General features: G+C 35.2%; 21 protein-coding genes, 3 tRNA genes and 1 pseudogene. 12 read left to right on the top strand and 13 right to left on the bottom strand.

Translation table 11 applies throughout. The annotated features are described in order from the left end of the window. Window positions 1-57: 57 nt before the first annotated feature. The 6 genes and pseudogenes from EKL97_RS15140 to EKL97_RS15115 all read right to left on the bottom strand — a co-directional run bounded on the left by EKL97_RS15140 (window position 58) and on the right by EKL97_RS15115 (window position 5,902). A complete protein-coding gene (locus EKL97_RS15140) occupies window positions 58-642 on the bottom strand; it encodes a hypothetical protein (RefSeq protein WP_148103998.1) in 585 nt (194 codons plus the stop codon). Between the two features lie 65 nt (window positions 643-707). Then, a pseudogene (locus tag EKL97_RS15135) lies at window positions 708-1,624 on the bottom strand (IS1595 family transposase). Between the two features lie 851 nt (window positions 1,625-2,475). Continuing rightward, window positions 2,476-2,760 (bottom strand): addiction module antidote protein, encoded by a 285-nt coding sequence (locus EKL97_RS15130; protein ID WP_126563982.1) that lies wholly within the window; start codon window positions 2,758-2,760, stop codon window positions 2,476-2,478. 3 nt (window positions 2,761-2,763) lie between these two features. After that, the gene (locus tag EKL97_RS15125; protein WP_126569252.1) at window positions 2,764-3,063 is read right to left on the bottom strand and encodes a type II toxin-antitoxin system RelE/ParE family toxin; all 300 of its coding nucleotides are present in this window, start codon (window positions 3,061-3,063) and stop codon (window positions 2,764-2,766) included. Between the two features lie 351 nt (window positions 3,064-3,414). Then, window positions 3,415-4,992, bottom strand: coding sequence for a DUF4041 domain-containing protein (locus EKL97_RS15120; RefSeq protein WP_126569251.1), 1,578 nt, complete (start codon window positions 4,990-4,992; stop codon window positions 3,415-3,417). 652 nt (window positions 4,993-5,644) lie between these two features. Beyond that, on the bottom strand, window positions 5,645-5,902 hold the full coding sequence (locus EKL97_RS15115) for a hypothetical protein (RefSeq protein ID WP_126569250.1): 258 nt from the start codon (window positions 5,900-5,902) through the stop codon (window positions 5,645-5,647). A 594-nt stretch (window positions 5,903-6,496) separates the two neighbouring features. Here EKL97_RS15115 and tgt point away from each other — a divergent pair. The 5 genes from tgt (at window position 6,497) to dnaB (ending at window position 12,409) form a co-directional block, all read left to right on the top strand. Continuing rightward, the gene (tgt, locus tag EKL97_RS15110) at window positions 6,497-7,627 is read left to right on the top strand and encodes a tRNA guanosine(34) transglycosylase Tgt (RefSeq protein WP_126460838.1); all 1,131 of its coding nucleotides are present in this window, start codon (window positions 6,497-6,499) and stop codon (window positions 7,625-7,627) included. A gap of 65 nt (window positions 7,628-7,692) precedes the next feature. After that, window positions 7,693-8,781: an LptF/LptG family permease gene (locus EKL97_RS15105; protein WP_126561768.1), complete on the top strand. Its 1,089-nt coding sequence runs from the start codon at window positions 7,693-7,695 to the stop codon at window positions 8,779-8,781. Then, window positions 8,768-9,697: a DMT family transporter gene (locus tag EKL97_RS15100; protein ID WP_126569249.1), complete on the top strand. Its 930-nt coding sequence runs from the start codon at window positions 8,768-8,770 to the stop codon at window positions 9,695-9,697. Before EKL97_RS15105 ends, EKL97_RS15100 begins: the two co-directional genes overlap by 14 nt. A 73-nt stretch (window positions 9,698-9,770) precedes the next feature. Then, complete coding sequence (locus EKL97_RS15095) at window positions 9,771-10,724, top strand: acetyl-CoA carboxylase carboxyltransferase subunit alpha (RefSeq protein WP_126455741.1); 954 nt, start codon at window positions 9,771-9,773, stop codon at window positions 10,722-10,724. A 140-nt stretch (window positions 10,725-10,864) separates the two neighbouring features. Further along, on the top strand, window positions 10,865-12,409 hold the full coding sequence (gene dnaB, locus EKL97_RS15090; RefSeq protein WP_126460829.1) for a replicative DNA helicase: 1,545 nt from the start codon (window positions 10,865-10,867) through the stop codon (window positions 12,407-12,409). 321 nt (window positions 12,410-12,730) lie between these two features. Here the strand turns inward: dnaB and EKL97_RS15085 are convergent, their stop codons facing one another. From EKL97_RS15085 to EKL97_RS15075, 3 genes are all read right to left on the bottom strand, one after another. Then, on the bottom strand, window positions 12,731-13,822 hold the full coding sequence (locus EKL97_RS15085) for an alkene reductase (RefSeq protein ID WP_126569248.1): 1,092 nt from the start codon (window positions 13,820-13,822) through the stop codon (window positions 12,731-12,733). A 33-nt stretch (window positions 13,823-13,855) separates the two neighbouring features. Further along, entirely contained in the window at window positions 13,856-14,353 is a 498-nt protein-coding gene (locus EKL97_RS15080; protein WP_126569247.1) for a hypothetical protein, read from the bottom strand. Between the two features lie 86 nt (window positions 14,354-14,439). Then, window positions 14,440-15,027, bottom strand: coding sequence for a Crp/Fnr family transcriptional regulator (locus EKL97_RS15075; protein WP_126455733.1), 588 nt, complete (start codon window positions 15,025-15,027; stop codon window positions 14,440-14,442). A 150-nt stretch (window positions 15,028-15,177) separates the two neighbouring features. On the opposite strand from EKL97_RS15075, the gene EKL97_RS15070 reads away from it, so the two are divergent. Both EKL97_RS15070 and EKL97_RS15065 read left to right on the top strand, forming a co-directional pair. Continuing rightward, window positions 15,178-16,029 carry a transketolase gene (locus tag EKL97_RS15070; protein WP_126556365.1) on the top strand — a complete coding sequence of 284 codons (852 nt, stop codon included), beginning with the start codon at window positions 15,178-15,180 and terminating at the stop codon, window positions 16,027-16,029. A gap of 115 nt (window positions 16,030-16,144) precedes the next feature. After that, window positions 16,145-17,098: a transketolase family protein gene (locus EKL97_RS15065; RefSeq protein WP_126515735.1), complete on the top strand. Its 954-nt coding sequence runs from the start codon at window positions 16,145-16,147 to the stop codon at window positions 17,096-17,098. Between the two features lie 71 nt (window positions 17,099-17,169). Here EKL97_RS15065 and EKL97_RS15060 read toward each other — a convergent pair whose 3' ends face one another. After that, entirely contained in the window at window positions 17,170-18,150 is a 981-nt protein-coding gene (locus EKL97_RS15060; protein ID WP_126460814.1) for an FKBP-type peptidyl-prolyl cis-trans isomerase, read from the bottom strand. An 80-nt stretch (window positions 18,151-18,230) separates the two neighbouring features. On the opposite strand from EKL97_RS15060, the gene EKL97_RS15055 reads away from it, so the two are divergent. Together EKL97_RS15055 and EKL97_RS15050 are read left to right on the top strand one after the other, a co-directional pair. After that, window positions 18,231-18,623 (top strand): RNA-binding S4 domain-containing protein, encoded by a 393-nt coding sequence (locus EKL97_RS15055; protein ID WP_126460811.1) that lies wholly within the window; start codon window positions 18,231-18,233, stop codon window positions 18,621-18,623. A 178-nt stretch (window positions 18,624-18,801) separates the two neighbouring features. Continuing rightward, on the top strand, window positions 18,802-19,302 hold the full coding sequence (locus EKL97_RS15050) for a phosphoribosyltransferase family protein (protein WP_126455725.1): 501 nt from the start codon (window positions 18,802-18,804) through the stop codon (window positions 19,300-19,302). On the opposite strand, the gene EKL97_RS15045 is transcribed toward EKL97_RS15050, so the two are convergent. Continuing rightward, window positions 19,294-19,812, bottom strand: a complete 519-nt coding sequence (locus EKL97_RS15045) for a shikimate kinase (protein ID WP_126569246.1) — start codon at window positions 19,810-19,812, stop codon at window positions 19,294-19,296. The two genes, EKL97_RS15050 and EKL97_RS15045, sit on opposite strands and share 9 nt — an antisense overlap. 127 nt (window positions 19,813-19,939) lie before the next feature. Here EKL97_RS15045 and EKL97_RS15040 point away from each other — a divergent pair. From EKL97_RS15040 to EKL97_RS15030, 3 genes are all read left to right on the top strand, one after another. Then, window positions 19,940-20,012, top strand: a tRNA-Lys gene (locus EKL97_RS15040). Between the two features lie 38 nt (window positions 20,013-20,050). After that, a tRNA-Lys gene (locus EKL97_RS15035) sits at window positions 20,051-20,123 on the top strand. Window positions 20,124-20,165: 42 nt separating this feature from the next. Beyond that, a tRNA-Leu gene (locus tag EKL97_RS15030) sits at window positions 20,166-20,248 on the top strand. A gap of 188 nt (window positions 20,249-20,436) precedes the next feature. Here EKL97_RS15030 and EKL97_RS15025 read toward each other — a convergent pair. Continuing rightward, complete coding sequence (locus EKL97_RS15025; RefSeq protein ID WP_126569245.1) at window positions 20,437-20,703, bottom strand: hypothetical protein; 267 nt, start codon at window positions 20,701-20,703, stop codon at window positions 20,437-20,439. After that, window positions 20,703-20,969, bottom strand: a complete 267-nt coding sequence (locus EKL97_RS15020; protein WP_126569244.1) for a hypothetical protein — start codon at window positions 20,967-20,969, stop codon at window positions 20,703-20,705. The genes EKL97_RS15025 and EKL97_RS15020 overlap by 1 nt, the downstream gene beginning before the upstream one ends. Between the last annotated feature and the right edge of the window lie 70 nt (window positions 20,970-21,039).

The raw sequence follows: 21,039 nt of genomic DNA, 5'->3' as shown, positions 1-21,039 counted from the left end.
ATCAGATTACAATAATGTCAATGAACATAATACTAACCAGCTGGTTTTCAACTTATTTTAAGTGGACACTAGTGAAACAACTTTAATAAAATTACTGCCTATAATTGGAATACCGCTAACAGACGCCTTTCCATTTGTAATATCCATTGTATTTCCATACATAGCCTTCAAGTCGTTTCTGGGTAAGGCATTAAATAAATATTCTACAGCTATATCATCTGATAAATCCCACCTAAGCCCTAAATTCAACCCTAACGATAAATGAGAAGACTCTTGATTATACCCAATTCCTCCTCCCCAATCACCATTTCTGTTTATTAATGTAGGTTCTATACTAGGTATAAAAACAGTGTGAATAACTCTTCTAAATAAATTTACATAGAAATGGGTGTGATATCCCACTCCAATCGTATACTTAGAAAAATCTAATCTTGGAAACGTTTCATACCCTATGTTGACTTCTACATCTTTGCTAACCATTGAAAATTGCACTAAAAAGTCTTTAGCTGATTCATTATTTGTTGGTTCACTTCCCATAATTGTATTCCTAACGTCAAACGCAACCGAAAAGGCTAGATAATTATCTTGTGCAGTTAATTTAGTAACAAATAAAGCAACTACAATTGTTATTAATTTTATCATGATTCATTAGTGCTGATAAAGTTATACAATACTATATTATTACATATGACTATCAGTAACTAATACTAAGTTGTTTCTAAAGCATTAATCATGAGTCTATCCAATAGTTTGTTTCCAAAATACCGTCTGTTAAATTTGTAGCAGAACTCATCAAGATAATTATGTACATATTACTGGTTTACACAATTATGATGAATATCTAAAAGTACTTTTTTGGTATTACTGATTGTTCTATTTACACAAGGAAATATCTTTGCCGCCTTTTTCTTGTCTGGCTCTACTACAACATAATGATTTGTTATCACTTCTTTGAGTTTAGCATACCCTGGTGTAACCATCGCTTAACACAGATGCTGTTTTGTTTGCAGATTTCAAATCTTTCATAACTACCCTTTTTAGACAACCAACTTTTCTGTTTGGTTTACCCTTTTTTGGTGCAGAGATACTGGGTTTCGATTCAACTATTACCAATACCTTTCCTTGTCTTTCACTTCCACGATCTCGCTTATTAGGAGTAGATTCTTGACTGTTTTATTTTTATTTTAATTGATAACATCTTTTATGTCAATTATTTAAAACAATCTTTCATCAAATTCAACACAGCCTTTTAATTGATATTTTTCGTCACGCATACTATCTTATGCATCATAAACCAAATGTGTTCATACAGTTTGTGACCCTACATACGTTGCATTTCTAATGCCGAAAAACTCTTTTTTGACAGCGTCATGAGTTCAATACAGATCATCCAATATTGAAAAGGCAAATTAGTATTCTCCATAACAGTACCTGAACGAAGACTGACACGACTACTGCATTTTTTACATTGAAATTTTAAATCTGTCTTACGAAAGTAATGTTCGCTGTGTTTACTCTTTTTACATACAATTCCCATTTCAAGTCGTTTAGCTTTGAATCCCTTATCACATGTGGCTTAATCAGGGTATTTTTCGAAAAATTCAGGCAGGTTCTTAATTTGAATTTAATGGGTTGATGACTCAAATATAAGCTTTTTTTAGCATTTGTACAAGTAAAGGATAGTCATGTTATTTTATTTGATTATTGTTGTGGGTGAACTAATTCCCAAAAGTCCCAACTAATCTTGATATCTTTTAAAATGAAAAGATTTATTCATGTCTTTAATAAAATATAAGTCAAATCTGCATTTTAATGGTTTTTAAAAATAAATTCCCTTATCCCAAATTGATTTTACTTACAACATCAGTAAATTCTACTTTTAAACATCCAGGGTTTTATACCCGATCGCTCCGATATACCACAACAGTTAGCGCAGTTTTATAAACTGTGCTCACAATATGGCTCGTGCCTTTGGGAAAATTAGAAAATCATATTATTTTTATTGTGGGGTAGTGCCATAGCCACTAACGTTCTGGGACTACAGCGGGTTTGGGACTAAATTCATTCCTATTTTCGGATTTGCCACCCGAGCGATAGCGAGCAGCCATAGCCCATAACATCAGTTCTCCTGTACAGTTTAAACCGGAATAGGGTGTTCAGTTTGCCCCGGAATACCCAGCCAAAGTTCAAATTCCTATAAAAGCTAAATTATGGGTAAGGGCAATTATGCTCAATAGTGATGGAAAGCACGAGAAAAACCAAGCTGAAACCACGCTACAAAAAAAGAGGCTCGCTTGCCTCTTATAATTCTCTCTAAAATCTTTACGATAACTCCATAGTGTTGACGGACGTACAATCGGTTCGTTCAACCCGGGTTTACCTCATTGAATTTATTTTTGTTGGTATTCAGTGATTATAATTCATTGTTCGCGCTACGCACGCAACGAATCCCTAGCTGTTAGGCGTTCGTTTTTTTTATGCGGTTAATGGATTTATATGTATTTGTCCTCCAACTGCCTTCAAAACTTTCATTATCGTTGAAAATCGTGGTTTGGACCCTTTCGACAATGCTTTATACAAACTTGGTCTGCTCATTCCAGTTTCTTCTGCAATTTTGGTCATACCAATTGCTTTTGCAATATGTCCAATTGCGGTAACAATTTCAGCATCATTGCCTTCTTCCAAAACTGTATTTAGATATTCAGCAATCATTTCGTTGCTGTCCAAATAATCTGCAATATCAAATTCTGACGTTTCCATTTTTTATTTTTTTAATTTTTTCCAAATTTCTTTTGCTTTTTCAATGTCTTTTTGTTGAGTAGATTTATCTCCTCCAATAAGTAAAATAATAACTTTCCCATCAATTTCTTTGAAATAAACTCTGTAACCTTTTGCGTAGTTAATTTTCAGTTCTCTAATTCCATCTCCAACAGGTTCGCAATCTCCAAAGTGTTCGTCCTTTTCTAACTTTTGAAGTCGGAACAAAATTTTTGCTTTTGCTCTAAAGTCATTCAGTTTATTAAACCATTTGTCAAATTCCGTCGTCTTTTCAAGAAAGCACATCCTTTAAGTTGTATTCGTTTGGATACAAAATTATAAAAAATAATTAAATCTTGCAAATTCAGTTTTGAACGTTCTGTCTGGGCAAAATGACGCACAACGTCAGTTCGTCTAAAAACCTCCAAGAGAACTCTATTTTGTTAGTCATTGAGTAAATATATGTTATTTAAACTACAATTAAAATTCGTTCTGGCAATAGTCGCTTTATGATTATAAAAATAAAACAGTCCGTAAATAGGGTTGGAAATTGTTTTTAGAGTCCCAAAATATAAAATGATTTTTTTAGGAGATTACAATGAATACGAACAAATCCGGCAGGATTTATGGAGCAACCCTAGCTGTTACCAGTAGTGCTTACTTTTTTAGACTATTTGGGAAGTTTTTTATTTCGTCATATTCCAAAGTTTCATTTACATAGCTTTGTTCTAAATTTCTTAAAAGATTTTGAGTTTCTCTATACTGCATAGCTTCAGGAATTTTGATGAATTCAACGTCAATATTTAATTCTTGAATTTTACTTTCAATTTCTTCAAGTGATATCTTGAAAAATTCTTTTCTGTAGTTAAGCATATTTAATTTCTTATCTGCAAATGCTTTATGCAATTCATTTTCTAATGAAGGAGCATTTTCAGAGTAAATCATTGCATGAATATCAAATTGAAATGGCACAGATGCATCTCCAAGTTCTTTTACTCTATCTGTTGGCTCAAGTCTTCTTGTCATTCCAATTTTATATACATTTTCTCCAAACGAACCAATGTTTGAAATAACATAAATAAAACCTCTTTTTGTTTGTTGAGCCATTGACAAAGCCCTTTCCTTATATTCTTGTACTTGTTTTAACCGTTCTTCTAACTCTTTAATTTTATTATTTAGAATTTCATAATCGGCATTGTCATTAACAATTTGTTTTTTTGCAATTTCAATAGCTTTTTTTACTTTAGTTTCTTCAATTTCAGCTTCTTTTTGTGCTTTTACATAATCTCTAATTGCTTTTTCTTCTTCACGCATTAATTCTCTAATTCTGCGTTCTTCTTCTTTTTCTTCTTGCTTTTTTAACTGATATTCATGATGTAATCCAAGTTCTTCATATTTTAATACTAAAAACTCTTTTGAAATTTCTATCATATGATCAGAATATCTTTCATTGAAGCTTTCTTTTTCATGTTTAAAATCATTAACTATATGATTTTGTAAAAGAATAAAACTACAGAACTCTCGACTGTTTGTATTAATTCTATAATAAATGTCTGATATTATTGATTTTAAATTTTCAACATTATTCCATTTTACTTTTGAAATTAGGGCATCACATTCGCTATTAAAAGCAATTGATATAAGTTTCTTGTAACTGTTTATACTTTTTTTGTAAGATGCTGTGAGAAATTTAAATTTTGCTTGATAATATATTTCGTCTTCATTACTTTTAATTGCCTTGTTTTCTTTTAATAATAACTTTTGTTTTAAATTATTATTTTTAATAGCATCTTTAAATTCCTCTGAAGTTTCATAATTAAAGATTGGTTCGTACAAACCATAATTTATCGGTTCTAAGCTGTTTTGATAAATCTTAATTTGTTCATTAAGTTTATGGTAGATTTCTAAATCTGATTGATAATCTTTTTCTAGTAATTCAATTTTAGAATTTAGTTCTGAAATGTCTTTTTCTTTATAAGAGATTAATTTATTTAGATTTTCCTCTTTTTCCGAAATTAGTTTATTTAGTTCTGTCTTTTTCTTGTTTATTTCAATGTCAATATTTTTAATAGGGATAAATATTGACAATTCATTTTGCAAATCTTTTAGCTGAATTTCTATTTTGTTATTCTCATTTTTAAGTTGTGAAATTTCAACTTCTTTTTGAGAAATTATTTTTTCAAGTTCCGAAATTCTTTCAACGTTTTTAGTATTTGAAAAGTCAAATATTCCCATTATAAATTAGTTTTATTTCTGTGTTCGATTTTGGCATTACATGTAACGTCCCGTTGCCTGTGGTCTGGTGTGGATTTCGTAACCTTTCAATTTTCTACTTTGCAGAATGATGGTGCGAAACGGTAATTCCACTAAAACCACACTAGCCACAGACAACTGTTATAAGGCGGTTTTATTTTCGGTTTCTATTTAATTAGCTTTAGGTTACTTTCAAAACATCGCTCGTTAAAATTAACGAGCGATGTTCTTAAAAATAAAAGATAATAACTAAGTCCAGCTTAATTATTTTTTGGCTTCGCACAAAATTAAGTATACGAATGCTAAAGCAATAATTGTTTCCATGTTATCTCAACATTAAAAGTTAAACTTAGATTATCCCAGTAGGCGAGACGCCTTAAAAAACCTAGTTTGTTGTGTAAACTAGGTTTTAACCGCAATTAAAATCTAATTATAATGTTGATATTTTATTTCATCATTTTCGGTTTAGTTTCCGCACCGTTTTTAAGTCGGAAACAATTTTAAATTATTCATTATGTTCGAAAAAATCAACTTAATTATTTCAGAGGGTTTTTATAACAAGACATCAGAAATAATATTGCTTCTAGAGAAAGCTGAAAAAACTAACTTGAAATTAAATATTTTTGGTTTAACACTAACCGTTGACAGGACTAGCCAAGAAACGTTGGACAAGATTACTAGCAATGTCTGTTAATTCTTTTACATCGGTATCTGGGTATTTTGCTAAGTATTCATTTGACAATGCGTTAACTTTTTTTGTAACTTCATCTGCATTATCTTTCATGTATTTTAATCTATTCGCTAGTCCGCTTATAGTTTTATCATTATTATACGGATTTTTGTTGATGTATTTTTCAACTTCTGTTTTTAGAATTTGTTCAATTTCTTCCATTTTTCTGTTGTTTTTCGGTTCTCTAAACTGCCTTATAACTTGTATTAAGGCGAAACAAACCTTCGCATATACACCCAAAATTGGGTAGATTGGCGAAGGTTTGTTTCGCTTTACTTAGTTTCAAATATACTAAAATTTTCTTACAAATCATCAAATGAACTTTTTATTTGTTGAATGCTTTTTGAATAGTAATGGGAAAATTTAGTTGCTGTTAAACCAAATCTCGCGTGAGGGATAATAGTGGAAATCCTTTTATGAAGCGCAGCGCAGTAAAAGATTATAACGGATAGCCCGGCCTTTTTAGGGCACGCCCAAGTCCATGTGCTAAATGGTATGTGTGTTTTTGAATACTATTATTGCTTAATTATTTCTTAAAAAAAAAGGTTGTTTTGGTTGTCATCCCACAGCTTTCGATGCACTTTATTACTTTGCGGGATGGCAAACATTTTTTTGATGTAGGTTTCAAATTAACCTATCTTTGCCAGCCGAACAATCGGTTGAAATACGTTGCTATGTTCTGCGCTGCGGTAAATGTTTGGTAAAACAGCTTTATTGGCGAATAGCATGTGACCGAAAAAACAATAAAAATACTAGATGAAGTTTGATTTATTAAAAAAAGATCCGCTGTCCAAAGCCAGAGCGGGAAGTATTACTACTGATCACGGGGTGATTGAAACCCCAATTTTTATGCCTGTGGGTACCGTAGCTTCGGTCAAAGGAGTGCATCAACGGGAATTGAAACAAGACATTAACCCGGATATTATTCTGGGAAATACCTACCACTTATACTTGCGACCTCAAACGGAAATCCTAGAGAAAGCCGGAGGTTTGCATAAATTCATGAACTGGGACCGTAATATTTTGACGGATTCTGGTGGCTACCAAGTATATTCGCTTTCGGCCAATAGAAAAATCAAGGAGGAGGGCGTGAAGTTCAAATCGCACATTGATGGTTCCTATCACTTTTTTACGCCAGAGAATGTGATGGAAATTCAGCGTACCATTGGTGCTGATATTATCATGGCGTTTGATGAATGTACGCCGTATCCCTGTGATTACAACTATGCAAAACGCTCGATGAAAATGACACACCGCTGGCTGGATCGTTGCATCAATCATTTAGACACGCAGCCTGTAAAATACGGTTACGATCAGGCTTTTTTCCCAATTGTTCAAGGAAGCTGTTATAAGGATTTGCGTCAGCAATCAGCGGAATATATTGCAAATTCTAATCAAGTAGGAAACGCCATTGGTGGACTCTCCGTAGGGGAACCTGCCGAGGAAATGTATGCCATGACCGAAATAGTTTGCGAAATTTTACCGGAAGACAAACCGCGTTACCTGATGGGCGTAGGAACTCCTATAAATATTCTGGAGAATATTGCCCTTGGAATTGACATGTTTGATTGCGTGATGCCTACGCGAAACGCCAGAAATGGAATGTTATTTACAGCGAATGGCACCATCAATATCAAAAACAAAAAGTGGGAAGCTGATTTTTCGCCCGTTGACGAAATGGGAATCACCTTTGTAGATACAGAATATACGAAAGCGTATTTGCGTCACCTTTTTGCTGCCAATGAATACTTGGGGAAACAAATTGCCACGATACACAATCTTGGTTTTTATATGTGGTTGGTTCGGGAGGCTAGAAAACATATCTTAGCGGGCGATTTTAGACCTTGGAAAGAAATGATGGTGAAAAACATGAACCAGAGATTGTAAATTAGGTTAGGGGTATTAGGTTTTAGTAACCAAAACCCAAAACCTAAAACCTAATACCCAAAACTATGCTTACAATAATAGACAAATACATCCTAAAAAGATATTTAACCACATTTGTGGTGATGTTGTTGTTGTTTATCCCCATAGGAATCGTTGTTGATGTATCTGAGAAGATCAACAAAATGCTGGAAAACAAGGTTCCGTTTTTAGAGATTGCACTTTATTACTACAACTTTACGGTTTATTTTGCGAATTCTCTTTTTCCGATATTTTTGTTTTTATCGGTGATTTGGTTTACCTCAAAACTGGCAAATGATACGGAGATTATTGCTATTTTAAGCTCCGGAATTTCATTTACGCGTTTCTTAAGACCGTATATTATTGGTGCTTCCATAGTTTCTGTTTTTGTTTTACTAATGGGGTTTTTTGTTGTTCCCGCTGCCAGCGAAGGCTTTAATAACTTTAGGTATACGTATTTAAAAGGAGGCGGAAAAGAGGCCATGCGCGGGGATAATACGGATGTGTATCGCCAAATTAGTGATGATGAATTTATCTATGTAAACAGTTTTAATACGGAGTCTAAAATAGCTTTTAATTTTTCACTGGAAAAATTTAAAAATGAAAAACTCGTTCATAAAATCACGGCCAGCAGGATCAAATGGAATCCAAAGGACAGTACCTACACCCTGTATGATTATACAAAAAGAACGGTGGGAGAACTGAATGATAAAATTGAAAAACTACCCCAGAAAGAGGCTATTTTCACATTCGATTTAGAGGATTTAACTCCAGTGGTGTATATTGCAGAAACCCTGAATTTAGGAAAATTGAATGCCTTTATTGCCAAAGAAAAAGAACGCGGTTCCTCTAATATCAACATCTATTTAGTGGTTTTGTACAAAAAATACAGTGTCCCGATATCCGCATTTATCCTGACCATCATTGCAGTTGCAGTCTCATCGATGAAACGAAGAGGCGGAATGGGAACGAATCTGGCCATAGGAATTGCGCTGGCTTTTGCCTTTGTATTCTTTGATAAAATCTTTGGTGTTCTTGCAGAAAAATCCAGTTTCCCTCCCCTATTAGCGGTTTGGTTGCCCAATATTGCTTTTGGAATTTTAGCCATCTACCTATTACGAAATGCAAAACGATAATTTAAAAAGTTACTTAAATCTCCATTTGATTGTTTTTATTTGGGGTTTTACCGCCATTTTAGGCGCTCTAATCACTATAACGGCAGATGCCTTGGTGTGGTACCGCATGTTTTTTGCCGGTATCTTTTTAGCTATTTTTCTGGTGTTTAAGAAAAAATCGTTTCGGATTCCGCTAAAATCATTTTTTAAATTGATTTTTGTCGGATTATTGATTGCTTTGCATTGGATTTTATTTTTCAAAGCGATCCACGTTTCTAATGTGTCTATTACGTTATCCGTTTTTTCATTGGGTGCTTTTTTTGCATCGCTGCTGGAGCCACTTTTTTATGGTCGAAAAGTACTGTGGTACGAAGTCTTTTTTGGTCTGATCATAATTGCAGGGCTGGGACTGATTATGAAGGTCGAAATCAATTACCTGGACGGAATGTTATACGCCTTAGCATCCATTATATTAGGTGTTTTATTTACGCTGATGAACGGAAAACTCATTGCGGATCACGATCCTTCGGTTATCTCGTTTTATGAATTCCTGGCGGGTGTTGGTTTCATATCGATTTACTTTGTGTTCGAACAAAAATTCACGGCCGATTTCTTTGTATTAACGGCTAATAATTGGATACTGATATTGATTCTGGCATCCGTTTGTACCGCCTATGCCTTTACTGCTTCAGTAAAAATAATGCAAAAACTAACGCCATATACCGTAATGCTGACTACGAATTTAGAACCGGTTTACGGCATTGTTTTGGCCTATTTTATCCTTGGCGGAAAAGAGAAAATGAGTTTTGAATTTTACATTGGTGCACTAATAATTGTAATCACCGTAATCCTAAACGGGGTGATTAAACACTATCAAAAAAATAAAATTAAAAAAGAATCTCCCGCTTTAGAGAAGCAAACTTTTACACATAAATAGAATATTTACCTTTTCGAACGATTTAAAATTTTATATTTGCGGTTCGAAATAAAAACAAAAACGCAAAAATCCTATGGAATATTTAGATTTTGAGCTTCCAATAAAAGAACTAGAAGAACAGTTAGATAAATGTCTTATTATTGGTCAGGAATCAGATGTTGATGTAACGAATACTTGCAAACAAATCAACAAAAAACTAGAAGAGACCAAAAGAAAAATCTATAAAAATTTGACTGCCTGGCAACGTGTCCAATTATCCAGACATCCAAGCCGCCCGTATACAATGGACCACGTGCGTGCCTTGTGTGGCGATACGTTTCTGGAACTTTTTGGCGACAGAGGTTTTAAAGATGATAAAGCCATGATTGGTGGTTTAGGAAAAATTGACGGGCAATCCTTTATGATTGTGGGTCAGCAAAAAGGATTCAACACTAAGACACGACAGTTCCGTAATTTTGGAATGGCCAATCCGGAAGGATATAGAAAAGCGTTGCGATTGATGAAGATGGCAGAGAAATTTGGAATTCCTGTTTTGACGTTGATCGACACTCCAGGGGCTTACCCGGGATTAGAAGCCGAGGAACGCGGACAAGGAGAAGCCATTGCCAGAAACATATTTGAAATGATTGGTCTTAAAGTGCCAATTATTACTGTTATCGTAGGAGAAGGTGCCTCTGGTGGCGCATTAGGAATAGGAGTTGGTGACAAGGTATACATGATGGAAAATACCTGGTATTCCGTCATTTCTCCAGAATCATGTTCTTCTATTTTATGGAAAAGCTGGGAATATAAAGAACAAGCTGCCGAAGCACTGAAGCTGACTTCAGCTGACATGAAAAAACAAAAATTAGTAGATGATATTATTCCTGAACCACTAGGCGGTGCACATTATGACAGAGCAACTGCTTTCAAAACGGTAGAGCAATATATTATGAAAGGTTTCAACGAATTGAAAGACTTATCAACAGCAGAATTAGTGGCTCAAAGAATGGATAAATACTGCAAAATGGGAGAATATAAAGAGTAAAATCTTACAAATTACTATTTAATCCGAAGCCTTGCCGTTTCGGATTTTTTTTTGGTTATAAACAAAAAATAGTTAGTTATGAACAATTATTTGTAACAACTCAACGACTATGTTTTTTTAATTTTAGTTACTTTCGCTTCATGGAAAACTTCAGAAATATTAATCCTGTCAAGGTTGATAAAACGACTATTATAAGCCTTGAAAAAGGAAAATTACAACCACAGGTGCTCGATTTAGAAGAGGCTGTGCTTGGTGCCATGATGATTGACAAAAAAGGGGTTGATGATGTTATTGACATTTTACAACCTGATGCTTTTTATAAAGAAGCACACAAACATATTTTTGAGGCTATTGTTCAATTGTTTACAGAAACACAGCCTATTGATTTATTAACCGTTTCTGCCCAACTGAAGAAAAATGCAAAATTAGATTTAGCAGGCGGTGATTTTTACTTAATTCAGCTTACGCAAAAGATATCCTCTTCGGCACACATTGAATTTCACTCCAGAATCATTCTTCAAAAGTTTATTCAACGCAGTTTGATTCGGATTTCTACTGAAATCATTGAAGACTCTTACGATGAATCAGCGGATGTTTTTGATTTATTAGACAGAGCTGAATCTAAATTATATGAAATAACACAAGGAAACATCAAACGAAGTTCAGAGACAGCTCAAAGTTTAGTGCTACAGGCAAAAAAACGAATTGAAGAAATTGCCGGTCAAGAAGGATTGAGCGGTGTTGCCACTGGTTTTGATAAGTTAGATAAGATTACTTCCGGTTGGCAGCCCAGCGATTTAATTATTATTGCGGCACGACCTGCAATGGGAAAAACTGCATTTGTATTATCCATGGCCAGAAATATGGCTATTGATTACGGAATACCAGTGGCCTTATTTTCTCTGGAGATGGCATCAGTACAGTTAATTACCCGGCTAATTTCCTCTGAAACAGGTTTGTCATCAGAGAAATTGCGTACCGGAAAACTAGAAAAACACGAATGGGAACAGTTGAGTACCAAAGTTAAAAACTTAGAAAAAGCACCTCTCTTTATTGATGATACGCCTTCCTTATCGATTTTTGATTTACGGGCTAAAGCCAGGCGATTGGTTTCGCAACATGGGATCCGAATTATCATTGTGGATTACTTGCAATTGATGACGGCTGGCGGAAACGGAAAAGGAGGCGGAAACAGAGAGCAGGAAATTTCTAGCATTTCCCGAAACTTGAAAGCATTAGCCAAGGAATTGAACGTTCCTGTTATTGCACTTTCTCAATTATCTCGAGCGGTAGAAACCCGTGGATCCAGCAAGAGACCGTTATTGTCTGATTTACGGGAATCAGGAGCGATTGAGCAAGATGCGGATATTGTGTCTTTTTTATACCGTCCTGAATACTACAAAATAGACGAATGGGATGATGAAGAAGCCTCACCAACAGCCGGTCAGGCAGAAATAATGATTGCCAAACACCGTAATGGTAGTATAGAAAACGTTCGGTTGAAGTTTATTGGACATCTGGGAAAATTTGATAACCTGGAAGATTACAGTGGCGGATATGATGACTTACCATCCAGTATGAATCAGGATGACAACCCTTTCATTACTAAAAACCTGCCCTCTGCCAATGATGCTTTTGGAAGCAATTTGAATGATCCGGATGATGACAGCGATGTTCCTTTTTAGCAAACAAGCCTCATCAGCATGCGCACTACCCGTTTTTCTTTACAAAAAAAAGTAAGCATAATAAATACAGTTTATAAAAATAGAAAGCCCGCTATTGCGGGCTTTCTTGTGAATTATAATTGAACCTCAAAATAAAGACAATGGTATTTTGACACTATTCTTGTTTAATTTATTTATTTGCTTGTACGCAATCGTACCAAACAAAAAACCGACACAGATTCCACAGATTTTCAATAAAAAAATGTCTAATTTGTAAAAATATATGAAATGTGTGTCAAAAAATATTTCTTACGTAGAACTACAGACAAGCATACTTCTTTATTAAACCATGGCCGGGTAATCAGTATATCCTTTCACAGTATCCGTGTAAAACGTGCTTTGATCTGGTTTACTTAATGGAGCATCAGTCTCAAAACGAGCCACTAAATCCGGATTTGCAATAAAGGGAACTCCATAAGCAACAAGATCTGCATACCCATCTTCAAGCACTTTGATTCCCATTTCTTTTGTAAACCCTTTATTGATGATTAATGTTCCTTTGTAAAACGGTCTGAAATGCTTAGCTACTTCAGTAACAGCAAAAGGTACATCATCAACCGGCGTAAAAGGCTCCGTCAAATGCACATACGCTAAACCATAGTCATTCAAACGGTTTACAATATATTCATAAGTAGGAATTGTCTGTTCATCTAACATCATTCCCTGCGTATTATGCAGGGTAGGATTCAAACGAACACCCACTTTAGAATAATCAATAACACCGGCTAAAGCATCTAGAATTTCAAAAAGGATTCGGGTTTTATTTTCTATTGAACCACCATATTCATCGGTACGATGATTGGAATAATTATTAAAAAACTGCTGCAGTAAATAACCGTTGGCAGCGTGCAATTCGACACCATCAAAACCCGCCTCAATCGCATTTTTAGCTCCATTTTTAAAATCTAAAACGGTTTGTTTTATGTCTTCAATAGTCATTTCTTTTGGAACAACAGTGTCTACAAAACCATCTTTTGTGTAAGCTTTTGCATACGGATTCAAAGCGGATGGCGCATGTGGTAATTCGCCATTATGCAAATCCGGATGCGACAACCGTCCCGTGTGCCACAATTGTGCAAATATAGTTCCTCCTTTTTCGTGAACTGCTTTTGTAACCAGTTTCCAACCTTCGGTTTGTGCTGCACTGTAAATTCCGGGCACATTGATAAAACCCACTGCTTTTGTACTCACAAAAGTTCCCTCGGAAACAATTAAACCTGCTGTAGCTCTTTGTGTATAATATTCTGCCGTAAGTGCAGTAGGAACATTACCTTCATTATTAGAACGGCTTCTGGTCATTGGAGCCATCACCATTCGATTTTTTAAAGTACTGCTTCCTAATGTATAGGGTTGAAATAAAATTGATTTACTCATTTGATTTTTGTTAAAAATTAGTGTTTTATTAAATTAAATACTGGCTTTCAAACCAATACTTGTAAATAGAGTTAAAATAGTGTTTAAGGTTTCTTGCTCATTTCCTTTCAAAAGAAGAGAATCGTTAGAATCATACGCTGATTCGTTGCTCAGAACAACTTTAGAAAAAGGAAACAAATGCTGTAATTTATCCAGTGTACTTTTGGAATTAATCACCTCCATTTCGTTTCCCAAAATAAGTACGATTTTACCCGTTGCCACTTTTTTGATTTTTTCAATAAGAGTAACATTTGTTGCCACATCATTTGAAAGTATAATAATATCTGCCTCCCAACTTGCATTGGTTGGACAAATCATCATTTCTACATTTGCCTTCGGATTCTCTGAAATAATTTCGGTATACACCTCCAAAAGTGTAGCGGCTTTTTGATCAAACAGCAAAACGGGATTGGTTTTGGCAATTTGCTTTGCTAAAACAATACTATTGGTTACTGAAACTCCTAGGACTGCAAATGTGGTTCTATTTGACATCGACTTATATTTACAGGACAAATTTAAGGCTGTATTGCAAAAGTTTTCGTTGATGTAAAACAAGAAATTCTATTGATCTATGTCAATTAAAATGAACTTCGATTGTTAATTTGTTTGCGAACCCGACTCAATGTTTCTGGTTTCAGACCAAGGTAAGAGGCGATCATGTGTTGGGGTACACGTTGAACAATTCCGGGATAAGCAATTCCTAAATTGGTGTATTTTTCTTCGGCGGTTTCTGTTAAAGTCGAATTTATTCTGGCTTGATTGGCGATGTAGGCATTTTGCAAAAGCAAGCGTTGGTATCTTTCAAACATGGGGACTTTATCCATTAAAGCTTCTCTTGCCGATGTTGTCAGCAAAAGCAGTTCAGAATCCTCCAAGGCTTCAATCGTATAAATAGAGGAACTATTTGTTAGAAAACTGGACAAATCTGCGATCCACCAGCCTTCAATTGCAAATTGTACGATGTGTTCATTTCCTTTTTCATCGATGGAAAAAGAGCGCAGTATTCCTTTTTCAATAAAGGCATTGTAGACACAAATGTCTCCTTCTTGCAACAGGATTTGTTTTTTGCGTAATCTTTTAGGGATAAAAAAAGTTTTACACAACTCCATTTCTTCCTGAGTCAGTATCACTTTTTCCTGAATGCTTTTGAATAATTGTTGAAACATGGTTGCAAGATACTAAATAATCAAGAATTCTTAAAAATAGTATTGCTGCTAAAAAAACAATCCTTGATAACTATTGATAAATCTAAAAATGGAAGTCTGTATAAATCAAAATATCTGACTACCTTTGCCCAGTCTAATTTTAACACACAAATGAAACCGAACACACAACAATTAAACGATTTAACAATCCAAGTCAGAAGAGATATTCTTCGAATGGTACACGCTGTCAACTCAGGTCACCCAGGTGGTTCTCTAGGTTGTACTGAATTCCTTGTCACTTTATATCAAAATATAATGGAACGCAAAGAAGGTTTTGATATGGACGGTATTGGAGAAGATCTTTTCTTTCTTTCAAACGGGCATATTTCACCTGTATTTTACAGTGTTTTAGCTAGAAGCGGTTATTTTCCAGCAGCAGAACTAGCTACTTTCCGTTTGATCAATTCAAGACTACAAGGACACCCAACTACACATGACGGCTTACCAGGAATACGTATTGCATCTGGTTCTCTTGGACAGGGATTATCAGTAGGGATTGGTGCTGCTCAAGCAAAAAAATTGAATGGTGACAACCATATTATTTATACACTTCATGGTGATGGTGAATTACAGGAAGGTCAAAACTGGGAAGCAATCATGTATGCTGCTGCAAAAAAAGTGGACAACCTTATTGCTACAATCGATTTAAACGGAAAGCAAATTGATGGAACAACTGACGAGGTTTTAGCCATGGGAAGTATTCGTGCCAAGTTTGAAGCTTTTGATTGGGATGTTTTAGAAATTGAAAAAGGAAATGATATCGAAGCTATTATTGCCGGAATGAATGATGCCAAATCCAGAACTGGAAAAGGAAAACCAGTTTGTGTATTGTTGCACACTGAAATGGGTAATGGGGTAGATTTTATGATGTACAGTCACGCTTGGCACGGTAAAGCGCCTAATGATACGCAACTTGAAATTGCTTTAGGCCAAAACTACACAGCAGCAGAAAGCGACTACTAATCCCCACCTAGCCTCCCCGAAGGGGAGAAACAGCTACAGAATCATTAAATAAAAATTTAAAACCCTATTTACCCCAATAGGAGCTCCCCTCCTTTGGAGGGGTTGGGGGAGGAAAATGAAAAAATATACAAATACAGGAAGTAAAGATACACGTTCGGGTTTTGGAGCGGGAATGACTGAATTAGGTCAAAAAAACGAGAATGTTGTGGCACTTTGTGCAGATTTAATTGGTTCTCTTAAATTTGATGATTTCAAGAAAAATCACCCAGAACGTTTTTTCCAAATTGGAATTGCAGAAGCCAACATGATTGGAATTGCTGCCGGTTTAACTATTGGAGGAAAAATTCCTTTCACGGGAACTTTCGCTAATTTTTCTACGGGAAGAGTGTACGACCAAATTCGTCAGTCGGTTGCGTATTCAGAGAAAAACGTGAAAATTTGTGCTTCACACGCCGGATTAACTTTAGGGGAAGACGGTGCAACACACCAAATCCTGGAAGATATTGGTTTAATGAAAATGTTACCGGGAATGACGGTAATCAATACGTGTGATTACAACCAGACAAAAGCGGCTACATTGGCAATTGCGGATCACCACGGTCCTGTTTATTTGCGTTTTGGTCGTCCGGTTGTGCCTAACTTTATGCCCGCTGACGAACCTTTCGAAATAGGGAAAGCGATTGTTTTAACGGAAGGGACTGATGTAACTATTGTTGCTACGGGACATTTAGTTTGGGAAGCTCTTATCGCAGCTGAAGCATTAGAAGCACAAGGTATTTCTGCTGAAGTAATCAATATTCACACGATCAAACCATTAGATGAAGAAGCAATTTTGAAATCATTGGAAAAAACAAAATGTATTGTTACCGCTGAAGAGCATAACATTCTTGGTGGTCTGGGCGAAAGCATTTCTAGAGTTTTAGCTTTGAACAGCCCATTACCACAAGAATTCGTGGCAGTGAATGACAGCTTTGGAGAGTCCGGAACACCAGAACAATTAATGGATAAATACAAATTGAACAACCAAGCGATTGTTGAAGCGGTTCAAAGAGTAATGAAAAGAAAATAATAGCTTCCTTTTACTTATACAAAAAAAAAATCCAGTTCAAATTGAACTGGATTTTTTTTGATTTGTATGTTTTAATTGCATTTTACTAAATGTCTTTTGATTCTTGCCGGATCAGTAGTATTTCCGTTACAGCTTGGGATAGATTCAAATGGGATTAAAACGCCATTAGCATCCGTGATTTCCGTTCTGGTACTCACACTGTCTCCATCATCATCAGTATCTAAAAAGTTTGGAATTCCATCTCCATCCGTATCATCCGGATTTATAACTCCTGTCGCTAAAACGCGCATATAACCATCGCCGTCAAGATCTTCTTGAAAATTCATGATTCCATCACCATCTGAATCCAGTCTGTTAATTTCGTATAATTTAAAACTAAAAACTAGAGGTGCGTAAGAAGGAATCGATCCACTTCCTGAATTATAATATCCTAATCCAGAAGGCAAAAACATTACTCCTGCTCCAAAATCTCTGTAAGATACGGTGCCATCTGTATTAGAATCGTAAGTCCCAGTCTTAAATTGCGGAAAAGTTTCGCCCCATCCTACTACTGTAGTAAGCAAACTAAAGAATTGTTGTGGGTTTTTCACCACCTCAAACTGAGTAGCAGAAAGTGTCGTAACTTCCGAAACCGTGGTACGGGATAAATAATCTCCTTTGTAAGAAGCCAATACCGCATCAGCATTAGTAGGAGATTTGCCCGCTCCCTCTCTAAGTACTAAATAATACAAGGTATACGTTATATCATGAAGTTTGACATCTCTACTCAAAAGTTTAGGAAAGGTTGTTTTATCTTTATAAGACCAAATAGAGGGCTGGCTACCTCCTGCAGGAATTTTTGTATAGCTAACGTCCTGGTCGTCCGGGAAACCGGCGTGATTTACAACTGTGATATAATAGTTTTTTAAATATTCTTCGATATCCGTTAAATCAGTCGCATATTGCACTGCGAAATCTCTAGGCGGTTGAATTTCAGCAGCCTCATCCTTTGAGCATGAAAATAAAGAGATAGTTGTAATTAATAGAATAAAATAATACTTAAATTTGTTCATTATAGCTAATTTTTTTAAGTGCGCAAGATACAATATTGATTGATTTTTGTAAACAATTTAACTCCTATTTTAGAAAATTTATGAGAATAGATAAATATTTATGGTGCGTGCGGTATTATAAAACCCGAAATATGGTTACTGAAGCCTGCAAAAAGAATCACGTAACCGTTAACGGTCTTGTTGCCAAGCCTTCTAAAGAAGTTTTCGCTACTGACAAAATCACGTTTCGGAAAGACCAAATTACCCAAATAATCACCGTGTTGGATATCCCGGAAAATCGTGTCGGAGCAAAACTGGTTGATATTTACAGACGAAACGATACTCCGGCAGAAGCGTATCAACATTTAGAATTACTAAAACTATCAAAAGAACATTATCGAAAGAATGGCACGGGAAGACCTACCAAAAAAGATCGAAGAGATATTGATGAATTTCTCCCCTCCCCGACCCTCCCCGAAGGTGAGGGAGACTAGCCTTAGTAAATTAAGTACAATCCCGAATGAACTTTATCAAACACAATTCTCACCCCAGAGTTTTGAATGTAAGATAAGCAACAAATAAAAATTAAGTAAAACATCGAATAACCTTTGCCAGTCCTAGCTCCCTTCCCTTCGGGGAGGGCTGGGGAGGGGAATATAAAAATTTTAAATAATGAGCAAAAATATCATCTTAACAAATCAGGAAATTGATCACAAAATAAAAAGAATTGCCTACCAAATATATGAAACTTTCGTAGATGAAGAGGAAATAGTCATTGCAGGAATCGCCAGTAATGGTTTCATTTTCGCAAAAAAAATAGCCGCCGTCCTGGAAACTATTTCCCCTCTTAAAGTTGCACTATGCGAAGTGCAGATCAACAAACAAAACCCTCAATTACCCATTCATACTTCGTTATCAAAAGAACAGTATACCAATAAAGGTTTAGTTCTGGTAGATGATGTATTAAACTCCGGAACGACACTTATCTATGCCGTACGACACTTTATAGATGTTCCTTTGAAAAAATTCAAAACCGCAGTGCTTGTGGATAGAAATCACAAAAAGTATCCTGTAAAAGCAGATTTTAAAGGAATCTCGCTTTCTACTTCGTTATTAGAGCACGTACAAGTTGTTTTTGATGAAAACGATACTAATTATGCGTATTTAAGCTAAAAGAGCCACAATATCCTGCGCAGTCTGATCGATTGTTTTACCATCAACCACAACTTTATATTGCGCTTGGTTGTAATAAAAGCTCCTGTCAAAAAGGTGTTTTGCTATGAACTCTTTCATATCTTCAGGACTTTTATCCGCAATCAGTGGACGCTTACTTACATTAAAAGCCAATCTGTTCAATAACGTTTCAATAGAAGCCTTTAGATAAATAGAAACAACATTATCTCCTTTTAGCAACTCATGATTATTGGCATAACAAGGAGTTCCTCCACCTAAACCTATAATACATGATTCGGGAGCGTTTAATAATTCGATAAAAACTTCGTGTTCTACCTTTCTAAAATAAATTTCTCCATGCTTTTCAAAAATGGCATTTATAGACAAATTCATCTTCTCTACTATCTTTTCATCCAAATCTACAAAAGGAAATTGGATAATTTCGGACAACTTATTTGCAATTGTAGACTTACCACACCCCATATAACCTAATAAAATTATTTTTTTCATCTGAATAAAACCTTACAAATTAAGGTGTTGAGTAATTTTGTTTAAAAAAGACAAATTTATAATAAAATTGCTTGGAAAACTCCAAAATAAGTCCTTATATTTGCACCCGCATTCAAGGAAAGAAAATGACTCGATAGCTCAGTTGGTAGAGCACATCACTTTTAATGATGGGGTCCTGGGTTCGAGCCCCAGTCGGGTCACAATTTTAGTGATCAACACATACTTTCCTTGAAGCATTGACTCGATAGCTCAGTTGGTAGAGCACATCACTTTTAATGATGGGGTCCTGGGTTCGAGCCCCAGTCGGGTCACAAAAGGTCGAGTAATTTATTACTGGACCTTTTTTTTTATAAGGCCACGTGGAGAAACGGTAGACTTGCCAGCTTGAGGGGCTGGTGCTCGCAAGGGCGTGTGGGTTCAAATCCCACCGTGGTCACTTTAAAAGCCTATTTACAGGGCTTAACAAACATTTTAGTTAACATTTACTTAACCATTTTCAAAACACTCATTTTTTGGGTGTTTTTTTAGTTTGATTACTCACGTCTTTTACCCTTGAAAAAACCGTTTTCAACAAAAAATAAATGTTTTGTTTTGAGTGCATATTTTACACATTTTACATTTCATCTATTCAATTTTAATTTTATTGAAAATATCTCGAATATCAAAATCCAAACTACATTGGTTTAAAAATATCGGACGTTCTCCAGTATTATTTTTGCAAAAAGTTTTAATGTAATATTCGGTAGCTATTATAACCTCATCTTTTGTCATCTCAAATAATGAAACTACATTTAATGCTTTGCATACTATCTGGGTGGCTTGTTCAGAATTTATATCTTTTAGCTTTATAAACTCCAGCAATTCAGCATAATTAGTGATGTGAATTTCCATTAATACTTTGCTTCAAGTTCAGGATTAATACCAGTGCCCAGATTTATTATTACTGGATTAAATTTGTTTTCGTTTCCGATGGTTAATTCTGTCGCCTTCAAAGTAGGAACTACAAATTTTGCTAATTCTAAAAGTATCCTTATCCTGTCTTTAGGTTCTAATAAATCAATATCACTTTGGATTTTATCGAAATTATTTTCAATCAATAAAGTAAATTTTTCTCTTAACTCTAAGGTAGTTTTATTTAATGTTCCCGAGGTGGACATGCTAACTTAGCCATCACATTAAGTTAAGAAATAATCTTAATTTTAGCCTATGAAACAAGTCCGCAAAATT

The organism is Flavobacterium sp. LS1P28 (genome assembly GCF_003970335.1).
Taxonomy (GTDB): Bacteria; Bacteroidota; Bacteroidia; order Flavobacteriales; family Flavobacteriaceae; genus Flavobacterium.
Note: the sequence above shows the minus strand (reverse complement) of the source record. Positions and strands in the feature narration are given on the sequence as shown.